At 71.7% G+C, this 15,842-nt stretch carries 10 protein-coding genes and 1 pseudogene; 2 read left to right on the forward strand and 9 right to left on the reverse strand.

What is annotated here, in order from left to right:
* Positions 1-19: 19 nt before the first annotated feature.
* The 3 genes from ACZ4XD_RS28325 to ACZ4XD_RS28335 are packed head-to-tail and all read right to left on the reverse strand — an operon-like array spanning position 20 to position 4,174.
* On the reverse strand, positions 20-502 hold the full coding sequence (locus ACZ4XD_RS28325; protein ID WP_468046669.1) for a poly-gamma-glutamate biosynthesis protein PgsC/CapC: 483 nt from the start codon (positions 500-502) through the stop codon (positions 20-22).
* Positions 499-1,836 (reverse strand): poly-gamma-glutamate synthase PgsB, encoded by a 1,338-nt coding sequence (pgsB, locus tag ACZ4XD_RS28330; protein WP_468046671.1) that lies wholly within the window; start codon positions 1,834-1,836, stop codon positions 499-501. Before pgsB ends, ACZ4XD_RS28325 begins: the two co-directional genes overlap by 4 nt.
* Before the next feature lie 13 nt (positions 1,837-1,849).
* A complete protein-coding gene (locus ACZ4XD_RS28335) occupies positions 1,850-4,174 on the reverse strand; it encodes a HAMP domain-containing protein (RefSeq protein WP_468046673.1) in 2,325 nt (774 codons plus the stop codon).
* An 870-nt stretch (positions 4,175-5,044) separates the two neighbouring features.
* On the opposite strand from ACZ4XD_RS28335, the gene ACZ4XD_RS28340 reads away from it, so the two are divergent.
* Complete coding sequence (locus ACZ4XD_RS28340) at positions 5,045-6,247, forward strand: alpha/beta hydrolase family protein (RefSeq protein WP_468046675.1); 1,203 nt, start codon at positions 5,045-5,047, stop codon at positions 6,245-6,247.
* Positions 6,248-6,408: 161 nt separating this feature from the next.
* Positions 6,409-6,606 (forward strand): annotated as a pseudogene (locus ACZ4XD_RS28345) (carbamoyltransferase N-terminal domain-containing protein); the annotation flags it as partial.
* 334 nt (positions 6,607-6,940) lie between these two features.
* Here the strand turns inward: ACZ4XD_RS28345 and ACZ4XD_RS28350 are convergent.
* From ACZ4XD_RS28350 to ACZ4XD_RS28375, 6 genes are read right to left on the reverse strand one after another with little or no spacing between them, the layout of a single operon-like run.
* Entirely contained in the window at positions 6,941-9,055 is a 2,115-nt protein-coding gene (locus ACZ4XD_RS28350) for an ATP-binding protein (RefSeq protein ID WP_468046677.1), read from the reverse strand.
* Positions 9,056-9,063: 8 nt separating this feature from the next.
* Entirely contained in the window at positions 9,064-10,875 is a 1,812-nt protein-coding gene (locus ACZ4XD_RS28355; RefSeq protein ID WP_468046679.1) for a hypothetical protein, read from the reverse strand.
* Positions 10,872-11,402 carry a hypothetical protein gene (locus tag ACZ4XD_RS28360; RefSeq protein ID WP_468046681.1) on the reverse strand — a complete coding sequence of 177 codons (531 nt, stop codon included), beginning with the start codon at positions 11,400-11,402 and terminating at the stop codon, positions 10,872-10,874. Before ACZ4XD_RS28360 ends, ACZ4XD_RS28355 begins: the two co-directional genes overlap by 4 nt.
* Positions 11,403-11,404: 2 nt before the next feature.
* Entirely contained in the window at positions 11,405-12,541 is a 1,137-nt protein-coding gene (locus ACZ4XD_RS28365) for a hypothetical protein (RefSeq protein WP_468046683.1), read from the reverse strand.
* Positions 12,538-14,571, reverse strand: a complete 2,034-nt coding sequence (locus ACZ4XD_RS28370; RefSeq protein WP_468046685.1) for a hypothetical protein — start codon at positions 14,569-14,571, stop codon at positions 12,538-12,540. The genes ACZ4XD_RS28365 and ACZ4XD_RS28370 overlap by 4 nt, the downstream gene beginning before the upstream one ends.
* Positions 14,572-14,573: 2 nt before the next feature.
* On the reverse strand, positions 14,574-15,839 hold the full coding sequence (locus tag ACZ4XD_RS28375; RefSeq protein WP_468046687.1) for a hypothetical protein: 1,266 nt from the start codon (positions 15,837-15,839) through the stop codon (positions 14,574-14,576).
* Positions 15,840-15,842 lie beyond the last annotated feature (3 nt).

Here is a 15,842-nt window from a genome sequence, read left to right on the forward strand (position 1 = left end):
GCGGACGCGTGCGGCTCGTTCAGCCGATGGGCAGGGCCCCCAGCAGTAGCCCGGCAACGAGCACCACATACGTGCCGAGGGTCACCGCGGTGGTGGAGATCACGGTGGCGGCCAGTGGTTGGCGGACCAACTGATAGGCGATGAGGCCGGGCACGATGAAGCCCAGCGTCTGGGCGGTGTAAAGGAGCGGGAACTCGTGCTGGAGCGCGAGCAGCACCGTGGTCTGGAGCAGCACTGCGGACAGCACCACGGCGGCGAAGAGCCGCTTCCCGTAAAGGATTGCATGACGCTGAAGGATCTTGGTCGCGACGAAGGTGAGCGCCGTGACGCCGATCACCATCGCGGCCCGGACCACATCGGTGACGAGGGTCAGCGCGAGCCAGCCGGGGGTGATCATGCCGCCGGGAGAGAGATTGGTGGTCAGATAGCAGACCAGCGAGAAGACCAGGCCGAGGGCTATCCCCAGCGCGATGGTCTGCGGGGTGACGTTGACGGGGATCACAGCGGGTTCCTTGTCGGCTGGTGCAGCGCGTCGGCATGGGCAGCGGAGGGGCCAGGGAGAGGCGGCCCGGACGTCGGGTCGTTCAGCGAGGCGACCCAGCTGTACGGCTCCGGCTCGGGCGGGTGCGCGACCGGAAGCGGCTCGTCGGCGTCGTCAGAGGGCAGCCTGCTGAGGTGCTCCAGGAACAGTTCGCCCTGGCCGTGGATGTTGCCGACGGCCACCAGCGAGGAATCCGGGGCCAGTTCGGCGAGAACGGCGCGGGTCAGCTCCTGCGCGTCGCGCCGGTCGCCGCCCAGGTCCACCACCCGGGCCGACGACCAGCCCGACGGAATACCGTCGCGGGCGCTCTTGGTCGGATGACCGATGAGAAAGACCGTGTCCGGGGCCAGGTCGGGGACGATCGCTCCCATCTGCCCATTGCGTTCGACCCGGTCCGGGCGGCAGTTGATGACCACGTTCAGCGGGCGGCGGATCGCACCGAGCTCCTCCAGCTGACGGACGTTCATCAACGTCGAATCGGGGTCGTTCGCGGCGAAGACATTGGCGAAGCGCAGCCGTTTGCCGTCCGGTGTGCGGTAGCGCTCGACGGAGAGCACGCCGGGGTCCGGTGGCGCGTCCCACATCCCGCGCAGGGCGGTGGCCCGCTCCACGCCGAGCAGTTCGGCCACGGCCAGCGCGATGGCGACGTTCTCCTTGAAGGTGAACCAGCTGAACTCGCGCAGCTCCTCGTCGGAGACCGATTCCGGATCGACCGCGATCAGGCGGCACCTCCGCTTGTCCGCCTCCTCCTTGAGGAGGTGCAGCCGCTCCTGCTCGGCGGTGACACAGACCCCGCCGACCGGCATCGACCGGGACAGCGAGCGGGCCACATCGTCCAGCGTCGGGCCCATTTCGGCGAGGTGGTCCTCGCGGACGTTGCACAGCACACCGATGGTGGAGCGGATCAGCTTCTCCTGGTTGACCTCTTGAAGTGCGGGCATCACCGCCATGCACTCGATCACCAGAGCGTCCGGCCGGTAGGCCGCCGAGCGACGGACGATGCCGATCTGCTCGACGACGTTTGCGATGCCGAACTTCCGGTACACCGGCTCCTCTGTGGCATCCGGGTGGATGAACCGGGCGGCGGTGCCGGTGGTCTTGGCCACGGTGACCAGGCCGCCGCCGCGCAGCGCCCCCGCGCACAGCCGGGTGATCGAGCTCTTGCCGCGAATGCCGTTGACCAGCACCCGAGTGGGGATCTGCGTCAGCGCGGCGTAGTGGCGCCGCTGCTCCAGCACGCCGGCGATCAGCAGCACGGCACAGCTCAGCAGCAGGACAACATAGAGGAAAAGCACGTCGGTTGATCCTTCACTGCAATGGTGCGCTGCCGCGCTGGAACGATGGGGCGGGGACAGAGGCAACGTAAGCTCGCCCGCCATCGCGGTCCCGCTCCACCAGCGCCTGCCGGAGCAGTTCCAGACTGCGAGTGACCGAACCGCACTCGTCGTGGTGGACCGGGTACAGCACGGTGCGGCGGTCACCGTCGGCCAGCCGCTCCGCGCATCTGGTGAGGGTGCGCAGCGGTCTGACCACCACGATGTGCAGCCAGCTCAGGCAGGCGCCTCCCGCGGCCAGGGCGAGCAGCCCGGCCAGCATGGTGCGTGACTGGACCTGATATGCCGCCAGTTTGAGCGCTGCGGCGGGTTCGGCGGAGACCACCCGCCAGCCGAGGCCGGCGGCCGGTCCCGTCTGTGCCAGTGGCGCGGCGGCCGCGACCGAGGGGCCCGCACCCGGCGCGGTCCCCGCGTGGAGGACGGCCGATGCCGGGCTGCCCGCGCCGCCGGGTGCCGCGTCGGTCTTGGCCACCAGACGGGTGAGGGCGCGGCTGGGAAGCGGTTGGAAGGCTTGAAAGCCGACGCTTGCCGCGAGCACTTTGTGGTGCTCGTCGGTCAGCCACACTCTGCCGAGCCCCGGCCGGGCAACCAGGTCGTTCAGCGCGTTAACGCCGATCTCTGCGACGACTACGGCCGAGGCGGCGTCCCCGCCTCTGCCGGCATTCTTGGCGTTCTTGGCCGTCGGGATCGGGACGTAGGCGGCGATCGCGGGGATCTTGCCTGACGTATTGACCTGGGTGATTCCGTCGCCGGGGGGAGGGACGAAGGTGCGCAGCGGCTCCTTGCCCGCTCGCAGCACGACGGCACCGGTGTGGTCCAGCATGTACAGCGATCGGTACGTGGGATGGTCGGCGTGTTCACGTCGCAGAACCTGCGCCGCCCGCTCCCGTGGCGCACCGGCGATGGCTGATGCCGTCGCCGTGAGGTCGGCGTGGCTCCGGCCGAGGGACTGCCGCACCCGCTCAGCGGTGGCTTCGGTGCGGGCCTGCTGGTCGGCGACGGCGGCTGCCGGTACGGCCTGGGCGGCCGGTACGCGATTGAGCAGGAACAGCAGCGGCACTCCCCACGCGGCGATCACGAGTGTGCAGATGAGGACCAGAGCCCGGACTCCGGGGCGGCGCCGCACCGGTCGCACAGGCTCCGGTCCCGTCTGGCCGAGCAGTTGGCGGCGTATCGACTCCAGCGCCCGGCCGACCCTGCCGGGCTCGGCGAACGCGCCGGCTGCCACCGGCCGCGCCAACTCCGCGCGTACTCCGGGCATTTCTCCGGCGCCCTTGGCCAGGCGGGCAGCGGACAGGTGCAGCCGCAGCAGCGGACGCTGCACGGTGACCCACAGCACCAGAGTGACCAGCACGGCGATCACCACCAACGCGCCCGCGGCCACGATGGCGAACCCTGTGTGGTCGGCTCCGCCCTTCGCCGGAGTCACATCCCTGAGCGTGAGAATCGTCAGTCCCGCCCCGAAGGTGTCGTCCTTGCCGTCCACCGCGGCGACCGATGACCAACCCGCGACCCTGCGCAGCCCGTCGTGACCGCGGCCGAGCATGCTGCCGGAGGCGTCACCGGTGTGCAGACCGGCGTCCGTGGCAGCGGAGGGAAGGGCGCGGTCCTTGGCGTCGAGTGTCAGGGGCTTACCAGTGGCGGCGGTGGTGGCAAGCACCTTTCCGTTCCGCCCCACCAGTTGAGCGGTGCGCCCGTCTCCGTGGACCGCGAGGGCCGGGACCTTTTCCGAGACGACCAGCAGGAATTCGCGTGCACCGTCGCCCTGTTCCCCCGCGAGGTCCCGTGCTTGGCCCGGCTTGTCGTCCTGGTTCGGGTCCGGAGCAGGGACAGCCACCCGGGCGAAGAACAAGAGTCGCGGTCCGGTGCGGCGCGAAGTGATCAGCTGGGGCGAGATGTTGACGGCACGGGACCGCGTCAGGGAGGCCGTGTCCACCCCGGTCAGCGGCACCGCTTCACCGCCGCCCGCGAGCGGCTTGCCGGTGTGCGGGGCGAGCAGCACACCGCCCCGGACCTGAGGACCGGCCGGAAGGAGGGACCGCAGCGTCGCCTTCGGAGTACCGCTCGCGGGGGCTCTGACCGACGCGGCGGAACGACGCACTGCCCTGGCCCTGACATCGACGGACGTTTTGAACGAGTCCGCGGCATCCTCGGCGATCCGGCGTTCCGCGTCGCGTACCGCCTGGGGGACCTCCTGCTCATGAATGGCGCCGACGCCGAGTGTGGGAAAGACGGCAACTGTCAGCAGCGCGCAGAGCAGTGCGGCGATCGGCGGGCGGACACCTCCGAGCAGAGGCATGTCGGCGCGGCGTCGCGCACGGTGTCGACGCGGCGCGTGGGCAACCGGGTGCAGGGCAGCCTCCTCTCGGCACGTGGGGGGATGAACGGGTGGCAACTCGACCGGTATCGAACTGCGTTCACACGATAATCACAAGTTTGCTCGCGGCGCTTCCCTGTACACGGAACATACGGAACCTCTGCACTCAAATCGACCGAGGAAATGGCCACTTCTAGACCTCCGCGTCATCCCGGTGGCGGCGAATTAGCCGACGCCCGGGTCGAAACTCGGCGAGCCCGAATGCCGGCGCGCTCGCCGCGTCGAGACGTTCCTCCAGAGCTAATCGCCGGTTCCTGATGCTCGCTCCGACGTCGCATTCCGTGCCGCTGTAACTGTCACGAGGATGCCGAGCGCAGGGCGCTGACCACTAGCATCCGCACGCCAGGGCGGGTTCCCGCACGTATCCCGCATTGGCACTCGGCATGCTCAACTCCGCGACACATTCCGCGTGTCGAAGGTCGGTCCACGTGCATACGGATCCACGGGAAAGGCCGGCCGTACGGCCGACGACGGCGCAGGGCACGAGAGCGACGCCGCGTAACTTCAAAAAGCACCGACGGCGCCGCATCACCAACTGTGCGGTAATAAGAACTCTCCGCATAAACAAGGGATCTTGGCTTGGCAATGGCAAATCACCTATTACGATGAGCGCCAACCGACCGCCGGTCACACGGTGTTCGCCCTCATGGAGAAGGACTGCCCATGAAACACGCACGAAGGCGTCACAGCCCGTTACGAGCCCGGGTCGCCGGCACCACTGGGGCGCTGGCCGTCATCCTGGGCGCCGGAGTCGCGCCGGCTGTCGCCGCCGGGAAGAGCGCTGGTACACCCATGACTGCGCCAGCTGCCTTGGATGACCCGGCGCAAGCCCCGGGCCAGGCGGCCTTGGACGCGGCGCCGGCCCCGGACCGGGCGGCGGCCTTGGACGCGGCACAACCCCCGGGCCAGGCCGCAGCCTTGGACGCGACACCGGCCCCGGGGCAGCTGACTCTCCCCGCCCCGACCGGGCGCCATGGCGTCGGAACTGTCGACCTCCACCTGCGCGATGCAAAACGCATGGATCCGTGGGTGCCCGGGCAGCAGCGCGAGTTGATGGTCTCGCTGTGGTACCCGGCCACACACACCTCCCGTTATCCCGCCGCACTTCTCCCCAACAGCCAGCAGGTGCTGCCGGGCGGGGTGACCCTGCCCACCACTGCCGGGCACACCGGCGCCCCGGTCGACCGCAAGGCCGGCAAGCTGCCGGTGCTGCTGTACTCGCCCGGCGGCCGTGGGAACCGTGCGACGGGCACGACACTGGTTCAGGACCTGGCCAGTCGCGGCTACTTGGTCGTCACCATCGACCACACCCACGACACCGGCGATGTGGTGTTCCCTGGCGGGCGACATGAGGCGAGCATGCTGCCGCCAGGCACCAAATCGCGCGACTTGATCGACGTCCGGGCTGCGGACACCCACTTCGTCATCGACCAGCTGGCCGAGATCGCCCGCGGCCACAACCCGGATGTGGAACACAAGCCGCTTCCCCACGGGCTGACCCAGGCCGCGAGCACGAAACACGTCGGGATGTTCGGCGCTTCCCTCGGCGGAGGATCGGTGGCCGCTGCCATGCACGCGGACTCCAGGATCGACGCCGGCGCAAACCTGGACGGCCAGCTCTTCGGCTCGTCGGAACACCAGCGGCTCGACCGCCCCTACATGCTGTTCAGTTCCGAGCACCACAACCGCAACACCGACGGGAGCTGGGCGCGGCTCTGGGAAAACCTGCACGGAGAGCGGCTCGACCTGAAGCTGCACGGCTCCGGGCACAACTCCTTCGTCGACAACCAGGTCCTGTTCCCCCAGGCGCCGGTCGCATTCGGGATGACCCCGGAAGTAATGCAGCAGGCGCTCGGCACGATCGACCCCAACCGCTCCATCGAGGTCCAACGCACCTATGTCGCCGCCTTCTTCGACAAGCACCTGCGCCATCGGAACAGCCACCTGCTCGACGGCCCCTCGCGCCACTACCCAGAGGTCGACTTCATTCGCTGAACCGATCGGACGTCACCGTCGGCCGCTGCCCGGCGCGACAGTATGTCCCGGCCGTACACCCGCACCGCACGCTCACCCCGCCCTACACGCCTCGGGAGGCGGCTGCGCTGGCCGAGGCAGCCCTTGCCGACACCCTGCACACGGTGCTCAGGGCCCCCTCCGGCGCCGAGTACTCGGCGTTCACGTACTTCTGCGGCTTCAAGGTCGACTCGGGCGAGTACAAGCTGATGGGCCTGGCGCCCTACGGCACGCCGCGCTACGCGCCACTCATCCGGGAGCGGCTGATCGACCTCAAGCCGGACGGCTCGTTCCGACTGGACTTGCGTCACTTCACGTTTCAGTACGACAGAGAAGCGACCTCAGGAACGATCCTCGCGGACCCGCCCTACCCTCGCAGCGAATTGCGCAGCAGAGTCCATGCCCTCAACGAAACTCCACCCGCAGGCAATTGAGCAACGGAGTCGGGTACCGGAGGCACGATAGGCCTCGCCTGAGCCACCGCGCCCGCCACCGCCGCGTTGCCCACCTGCTCCTGCCCCGCCACGAGGAGGCGTTCGAAGGGGGTATGCGGCTTCGCGGGGGCGGGAGCCGGCACCTGGCGGGTGGCCGTCGCGGTCTCCGGGGTTCGGGCCGGGGGGACCGGAGCTATCAGGCGGTGCAGGGAGAGCGGGGGTTCGGTGGGCAGCATCTGGGTCACCCCGAGGTTCCGTCGTCGAGCAGGTGGGCGTGCGGGCCGAGTTCGGTCGGGCGGAGGAGGCGGGCCTCGCGCTGGAACTGGCGGGCCACGCCGCGGACGATGTGGCGCATACCGATCGTAGCGCTGTCGGCGTCCGCGGCGGAGAGGGCGGCCGTGCGGGCCGCCGCGGTGATGCCCGCGCCGGTCATGTCGAGGCGGGCCAGGGCGTCCAGGTCCACGTCGGGGGCGAGGGGGGCCTCTTCGGGGAAGGCTACGCGCCACAGTCGGCGGCGTTCGGGGGCGGACGGGCGGGGGAAGTGGACGACGAAGTGGAAGCGGCGGGTGAAGGCGGGGTCGATGTTGTCCTTGAGGTTGCTGGTGAGGATCACCAGGCCGTCGCTGGCTTCCAGGCGTTGGAGGAGGTAGCCGACTTCGAGGTTGGCGTACCGGTCGGTGCCGTGTTTCACCTCGCCGCGCTTGCCGAACAGGGCGTCGGCCTCGTCGAAGAGGAGGACCGCGTGGCTCTCCTCGGCCTGCCGGAACGCGGTCTCCATGTTCTTCTCCGTCTCCCCCACCCATTTGGAGACGACCTGGGCGAGGTCCACCTTGAGCAGTTCCAGGCCCAGCATGCCGGTGACGATCTCGGCGGACATGGTCTTGCCGGTTCCGGGCTCTCCGGTGAAGAGGGCCTTGACCCCGCCGTGCCCGGAGCGGCGGGCGAAGCCCCAGCTCTCGGCGATCCGGGGCCAGGCGCGGAAGGCCGAGGCGATTTCGAGGATCTGGCGGAACTGGACGTCGGGCAGGACCAGGTCGTCGACGGTGCGGCGGGGCGCGATGGAGTGGACGGCGCTGCCGCTGCGGCCGCGGGTGACGGTGGCGATGGCGGGTTCGACGTGGTCGGCGACCGGCTCCGGGCGTCCGTTGCCGGCCAGGCGGGCCCCGGCGTCCGCGACCGAGGCCACGGCGCGCAGTTCGCCCGCGCTCATCCGGTAGCGGACGGCGAGGTCTTCGAGGAGGGTGCCGTTCAGCTCCGGGAGGGCGGCCGACCACATGGCGCGGCGGTCGGTGAAGCCTGGTACGGGGACGGTGAGTTCGGCGTAGGCGCGGGCCGCGAGCAGGCCGGCCGGGCGCCAGGGTTTCAGGCCGGTCAGGCACACCGGTACGCGGGAGCGCAGCAGCGCGGTGGAGATCGCGTCGGCGTGTGGCCGCCGCTGCTCGCCGTGCAGGTCGTCGGTGGGGATCCACAGCACCGCGCCCAGCGCGGCGGCCGTGCGCAGGTCGGCCTCGGGGTCGGCGGTGAGGGTCCGCAGCGGTGCTCCCGCGGCTTGGGCCAGCGCCTGAACGGCGTCGAGCTGGCCGTCGGGCGGGCAGCCCCACAGTCCGGCCAGGTCGATGTCGCCCGCGGCGAGGGCGCGGCCGAGCCGGGTGAGTTCGTCCGACGAGAGGTACGGGGAGAGCACGCGCGGTTCCGGCGGGGCGACCTCGCCGGGGTCGTGGCCGAGCAGTCCGACGTCGCCGCCCCAGCCCAGCAGGAAGTCCAGCACCCCGGGGCCGAGGATCAGTTCCTGGGCCAGTTCGACCGCACACTCGCCGTGCGCGTGCAGCAGGCCGTAGCGGCGCAGCGGCGCGGCCGGGCCGAGAGCGCGGCGGAGGGTGAGGCGGGCCGGTGCGCTGTCCACGCCGGGGCCCGCGCCCACGGTCACGAGCAGTTCGACGCTGGGGAGGCGGCGGTTCAGGTTGTCCACGATGTAGGCGTAGATCCGCTCGTAGCCGCGGTCCAGTTCGGGCGCGGCGACCAGCAGCAGCGCGTCCTGTTCCGCGCGGGTCAGGCCGAACCGGGTGGCGAGGGCGTCCAGGGGCAGGGTCGTGCCCTCGGCGGACGCGCGGCGCCGCAGGTCGCGTTCGGCGTTCGGCTCCGGCTGCCGGGGGACGTACGGTTCGGCCATGGTGTCGGTGAAGGCGTGCACCTCTCCGAGGAGTACGTCGACCTGTTCGTCGGTGACGCAGTACGGGGTGAGGTCCGGCCTGGTGAGCCGGGCCGCGAGCCGTGCCTGCCGTTCGACGGCGGCGCGCAGGGCCCGGTGGGTGTCGGCCAGCCGGATCCGCAGGTGCTCCACCGCTGGTTCGCCCATGTGTCTCCTCACCCGGCCGAGAAGGTCAGGGTCCGGCCGCCCAGCCAGACCACGTCGGGCACGTCGGCGAGCAGGCCGCCGCGCAGGAGGTCCGCGTGGCGCCGTCCCATCGGTACGCGGACCCGGACGGCCGCGGGCTCGAACCGCACCGTGGCCTCCAGGTCGGCGAACCGGTGCAGGGCCAGGAGCGGATCCGGTGTCTCGCGGTCGCGCCAGAGCGTCCAGGCGACCGTGGACAGGCCGAGCGCCGCGGCCAGGGTGACGGTGTGCTCCAGGCCGCCGTCCGGCGCGAGCGGTACCGCCCGGCGCTCGGCGACCAGGGCTGTGACCATGGCCGCGAATTGTTCGGCGTGGGTGGGGAGTTCGGCGGCCGAGCGCGGGTCCGGGGTTGTCCCCGTGGCGGCCCACAGGGGTGTGCGCCAGGGCAGCCGCGTCGCCGGGTCGCCGCGCAGAGGGCGTACGCCGGTGAGGAACGGAACCCCAGCCGAGGCGAGGTCGCGCAGCGTGCCGGGCGGCAGGGGGCCGTCACAGAGCAGTACGGTCGGCCGCCCGCACGCCTGCCAGTACGGCAGCAGCCCGGCGGCGTCCGCGGCCCAGGCGATGGGGAACATGCCCTGGGCGTCGACGAGGAGCAGCGCGTCGTCCGCGCCGGTGATCAGGAGCGGGTCGGCGGGGTCGTGGCCGCGGCACACCGAGAGCGCGAGGACGCCGTCGAGGACCGGGAGCGCCGGGCGCACCTGGCGGGCGAAGGCGGTCAGCTGCTCCTCGGCGACGGGTGGGTGGAGGCCCGCGAAGGCGGCCGCGGCCTCGGTGTCCCTTTCGGTGCGGCGCCAGCCCCGCGCGGTGGAGCCCAGCACCTTGTACGCGAGGGCCACCGCGAACAGCGGTGCGTCCTCGGCGAGCTCGAGACCTGCCAGGGCGGGCCCGATGGTGTCGAGGTAGCCGATGCGTGCCAGGGGCCCGGCGAGGAGGAAGGGCAGCGCGGACCACACCCGTACCTCGCCGGTGGTGCGAGGCGCCATCGCGGTGGCGCCCGGGGCCAGAGGCGGCGGCGCCGTGGCGATGGCGGGCGGTTCCTGGGCGGACGGGCCGGGCGGGTCGGTCAGGGTCCGGGCGAGTCGGACAGTCTCCTCGGGGTCCGCGGACGCTACGTAAGCGGCGAGTGCCCGGGGCAGGTCGGCGGCGTCGGTGCCCGCGACCGCGGTACGCAACGGCTCGGGCAGCGCCTCGGCGGGCCCGGTGGCCAGTGCTCGCCCGACGAGTTCGGAGAGCAGCCGGGCAGCCGTCGTGTCGTCGGCGCCGAGCAGGGCGGGCAGATACGCCCGTACGGACTCGTCCGGCAGCAGCGCGAGCAGCGCGTCCAGTTCGCCGCGCTCGGCGAGTTCGGCGAAGAGCGCGGCGGCGCCGGGGGCGGTCCACGGTTCGGGCGGCGCCGCGAAGGAGTCCTCGAGCGATAGGGCGTCGGTGTCGGCCCTGGCGTCGGCGTCGGCGGGTATCTCCACCATCGGCACCGGTGCGAAGTGGACCTCGACGGGTGGCCCACCGTTCGTGGCCTGGTGAAGCGTTCCGTTACGGCCCGGCCTGACGGTGACGATCAGCGGTTCGGTGATCTCCACATCCGGCCCGTCGGCCGCCAGCCGCTCGGCGAAGTGGTCCGCCAGCAGCTCCGGGAGGGAATCCACCACGCGGCGGACCAAGCCGCGTGGATCGGGGCCCCAGCTCCACCCACCGCGCCGGACGACCGTCACGGTGCAGCGGTGCACCGTGATGTCGCCGGTCTCGCCAGTCCCGCCGATGGCCGGCGCGGTGGGGGCGCTCATGTCACCTTCTCCCTTCCCAAGTGACCCGACCAGCCCGCCGCGAGCACCAGAACACCGTGCTCGCTGCCCGCGGTGAGGGTCACCGGCAGCTTCACCTGGGTCTGCTGGGCCGGGATCTCCCCGGTCAGCACATGGGTGTCCTGCTCGTCGGAGATCAGGGCCACCACGGGAGTGATGCGGTTGGCCGGGACCTGCACCTTGATCGTTATCCCGTCCTTGGCCAGCGCGACATCGTCGTCCCACGCAGCCAGGCGCACCAGCTCAGGTTTGGGTTTGTCCTCGGACGCCAGCTCGACGCCGAAGGCCAACGGATCGGTGAGGGCTCCGGGTTCGTCGTCCACGGCCGCCACGCCGAGCTTTCCGGCGCTGAGCGGCAGGGTCGTGACGCTGCCGTCGCTCAGGGAGACGCGCAACGGCAGCGCGCGCCCGACGAGTGCGGCCGCGTCGGCCGGGTCGTCGGCGCCAGTCTGGGCCAGGGAGCCCAGGACGTGACCGGTGCCGAGCGCGTACACCACGTGAAGAGTCATCGTCAGCCACCGCCGTTCGTTGCCGCGACCGTCGCCACCACCAGGAAGTCGGCCGCCCCGGGCTGGTCGACGACCTCCCCCGGCGCGGCGACGGGGTCGTACACGCGCACCCGGCACCGGACCCGCCGATCGCCGTCCACGGCGGTCTCCACCGGGCTGTACAGCGCCGTGTCGGCCAGGGGCGGTGTGCGCGGGGTCAGATGGACGTGGAGCACGACCCGTCCGTCGGCGACCTGGTCCGGGGTGACGCCGGACGGCAGCGGCAGCAGCATCCCGTCGGTGGCGGTCCCGGACACGACCAGCGTGCTGCCGGCCTGCGGCCCGCCGCTGAAGCTGCCCTCGATCGTGAGGTTGCCGTTGGCCGCCACGGTCATCAGCGGGGCGACGGTGCCGCCGCCCTGGTACAGGCCGAAGACCAGGTTCGGCGTGTCGCCGCCGGACAGGACGAGCGCCGGTTTGCCCTCCTGGGCCGCCGGGGCCGTGCGCAGGGTCAGTTCGCCTGACGCGGCCGAGACGCTGTCCGCGCGCACGCCCACGAACCGCGCCGCGACGCCGCGCGCCTCGGTCACGACGCCGCTGAAGTGGCCGTCCGTCCACTGGACGTAGCCCAGCAGGATGAGCCAGCGGACGGGCGGATCGGCCAGCGGGGTGCCGATCGCGGGCGGCTGCTGCTCCGCGACCAGCCGCTCGTCGCCGAGGCGGCCGAAGAGGAGCTGGTACGACTCCTCCACCCGGGTCTTCGTGGCGCCGCCGGAGCAGGAGACCGGAGCGGCGGACCCGCCCGGTTCGCGGTCGGCGGCGGTGAGGAAGACCGGGTAGGGCTCGATCGTGAGCTGATCCGCGCCGTTGACCTCGTCGAAGTCGCTCTCGCGCAGCACCACAGGATCGGTGACGACCACCTCGCGGCCGGTCCCGTCGACGGCGACCCCCGGCGACACGCTCACCTCGACGTAACGGACGCCCGTGGCCGGGTCGGTACGGGGCTGGGTGACGAGGCCGAGCCCTTCGGCGATGCCCCATTCGTGCAGGTGCCGGGCGTGCCGGGCGGCCGGTCCGCGCGCGTACTCGACCGTGGCCGACAGGTCGGCGGCGGCCAGTACCTGCCCCTCGTGGAAGGCGGGGCGCAGCGGGCCCGTCATGGCGTCTCACCGGACTTCGGGTTACGGGAGCGGGGCGACCGGGTGCGTTTGACCGGGGGCTTGGGCGGCTCGGCGGCGCCGTCGACCGCCTGGTCCGCTCCCGCGCCCGCGCCTGCGTCCGGGGGCTGGTCCGGTGAGGAGTCCGGTGCGGGGTCCGGTGTGCCCTCGCGATCGGCGAGGCGTTCCTGTAGGTGCGTGACCTGCGTCTGCGCGCTGCCCATGTGGGCGCGCAGGCCCTCCACGGCGGCGGTGAGATCGGCGACCTGTGTCCTGAGCCTGGCGAGTTCCTGCATGCTGTCGGTGACTTCGCTGGGGGTCGTGTAGACCTGTTCGTGCAGCGCCTTGGGCGGTGTCTCGCCGGGTGCGGGGGTCAGCAGCAGGGACAGCATCTCCTCCAGGTCCCCGGTGCGCGGCCAGTCGCCGAGCAGACCGTCGGCGTATGGGCGAGCGACTGGGCCCTCGGTCGGGAGCGGCAGCGTCCGGTACACGGGCAGGGGCCGGCAGCACACGCGCTCGGCGAGTTCGCGCAGCCGGTAGAGCTTGGGCAGCCATTCGCCGTAGGCCGAACCGCCCGGCAGCACCTGTTCCCGGGTGGCGGAGCAGACCCGTACGACATCGCAGCCCTCCAGCTCCACATGGGCGAGCAGGACGTCGGTGTCGGTGCAGTCGCCGCACGGCGGGTTCAGCGTGGCGCACGCCGCGTCGGTCAGGAACCGGCGCAGCGCGGTGGCCAGCATCGTGGCCGCTTCCGCGATCTGCTGCACCTCGGCGACAGTGGCCTTCTCGGTGCTGTCCGGCGGCGGGGCCGGGAGCAGCGGCGGGACGTCGGCGGTGGCGATGTCGTGGCGCAGCGTGCAGTCGACGACGTCGGCGGACAGGTCAAGGCGGCACAGCAGCCATTCGCGGATCAGGCCGAGGTCCGCGCGGAACTCCACCCGCAGGGCGTGGCCGAGCGGGAGGCCCTGGGCGAGCATGCGCACTTCCAGTGGCGCGTCCGGGTCGCCCCGCTCCGGTACGACCCGGGCGGCGGTCTCGGTGACGACGGCGCGGGCGATCGTACGGCGCAGCGGGTCGGGCCACGCGGCTTCCATGTCCGCGCCGCGGAGCCGTTCGCACGCCGTGCCCAGGGCGCCGCGGGCCTCCCGCACGGTGGCGAGGTCCGGGTAGTTCTGCCGGAGCTGGTCCTGACCGGCCGCGTCGTAGGTGTCGAACCGGGCGACGGCGGCGGCGAGCCCGCGTACGTGCTCGGTCATCTCGCGGACCGTCGGCGGGGACGGCGTCCCCTCTCCCCCCGCGTTGTCGCGCAGCCACTTCAGCGCGGTGGCGTACCGCTGCGCGTCGGCGGCGTCGAAGCGGAAGGTCCGGCCGGTGCCGGTCGACGCGGCGGTCAGGGCGTCGGCGTAGAACGCGAGCCGCCGGTCGCGGGTGCGGGCCTGGTCGGCCCGTGGGAGGCCGCCGATGCTCGCGAGGAGCCGGGTGCCGGGGTTGTGGCGGTGGTCCTCGAAGTCGTCGCACTTGACGACGAAGCGGTACCCCTCCTGGACCCTGGACGGCACGCATCCCGGTGAGGGGCAGGGCTCTTCCGTGGCGTACGGTGCCACCGGTTCGACGGGAAGCTCCTGGTACTGCACGTAGAGCCCGTAGCGGCGGCCGCCCTCGTCGGCGTCGCTGCCGCAGTTTTCCCCACATTCCACGCCGAGGGCTTGCACGCGCCGCTCCTGCACCAGTGCGGTGACGTCGACGCGTTCGGTGCAGGCGACGACGATGTCGTTCCCGGCGCAGTCGAGGGCGTGCCCGGGGTGGACGGCCACGGTTCCGCCGCCGCACGGGTCACAGGTGACGCCGAGGCCGCAGATGACGCCGGGCCCGTACAGGGAGCGGTTGTGGAGTCTGCGCTTCGCCGTCGTGTACTCGACCAGCAGGCTGAGGTCGTCCTCGGTCAGCAGTTGCCCTGCGAAGAAGCGAGGACGTACGAAGGCGGAGGTCCGGGTGGCGTCGCCACCGCAGCCGCATCCGCAGTCTGTTCGCATGATCAGCGCTCCTTCACAAAGAACCAGCTCTCGAAGACGTCCCCGCCCGCACCGGTGCCGGACGTCCAGGGGCCGATGCCCGAGGGCGGGAGGCCGCAGCCGCCGTGCGCGGCGTCGGACCGGGTGTTGTGGTCGTCGATGGTCGGTACGCGTCCGCCGACGTGGGTGCCGTCGACCGGGCGGCAGCAGCGGTCGAGGAGGAACGCGGCGCGGACGGTGATCAGGAGGCGGTCGCCGTCCTGCAGCGTCTCGCGGGTGGTCTGGCGGTAGCGGAACTGCTCGGTGAACTCGTCGCATTCGCCGTCTGTTTCGGGATCCGGTTCGGTGTCGGGTGCGGCGAACCTGCCGCCCATGTACCACGTGGAGGCGTTGCGTCCGCTGCCGCCCTCGATCACCTGGAGTTCCACCACACCGGGCCGCAGCGTGTCGGTCCGTACGCCGGAGGAGAACCGCACCACGAGGCCGCCGTCCTCGTCCTGGGTGCCGAGGAGGGCCTTGGCCTCGTCGATGGTGTAGGTGTGTCCGTGGATCCAGTTGATGCCGGTGATCACGGTGGGCACGTGGCGGCCGAAGGGGCGGCGTACGTTCATGTGGATCTGGTGGCGGCGCACCGGCTCGTACCAGTCCACGCAGTCGATCCTGGCCAGCCACAGCACCTTGTGCTCGCATGCCGAGCAGCAGGTGTCGCAGCGCTCGTCCGCGGGCGGCTCGCACCCGGTGACCCGTACCGTGTAGCACTCCTCCGTCCAGCCGAACTCGCAGTCGGCAGTGTCCGCGCAGGCGTCGTTGTAGACGGCGCGGGTGGGCTCGACGGGCCGTTCGGCGTACTCGATGCCGATCCAGACGGTGTCGGTGTCCCGTTCGTGCGGTGGCAGCGCCTTCCACAGGTCGATCGCGCAGCCGCCGCGCACCACGACCTCGTTGCCGTCGCAGTCCACGGCCAGGCCGGGGCTGATCGTCACGTTGGCCCTGCGCCGGGTGTGCCGCTGTTCGGCGTCGCCCTCGCTCTGTTCGGCGGATGGCGTTTCCTCGCCGGTGTCCGGCGGGCAGTCGTCCTCGTCACCCGGTGCCGGTTCCACGTACAGGCCGCACACCACGCCGTAGCCGAGCAGACAGCGCATGCGCAGCTTCAGCTTCTCGCGGTGGTAGTCCTGTTCACGCTGGAAGTCCCGCGCGCCCAGCATCTGGCCGTGGAAGTACCGCAGCCGGCGCAGCGGTGGCGCGTCGAACTCCTCCGTGCATGACCTCGATGTCTCTGTCTCCGTCATCGC

It is taken from the genome of Streptomyces sp. NPDC029466 (assembly GCF_055574515.1).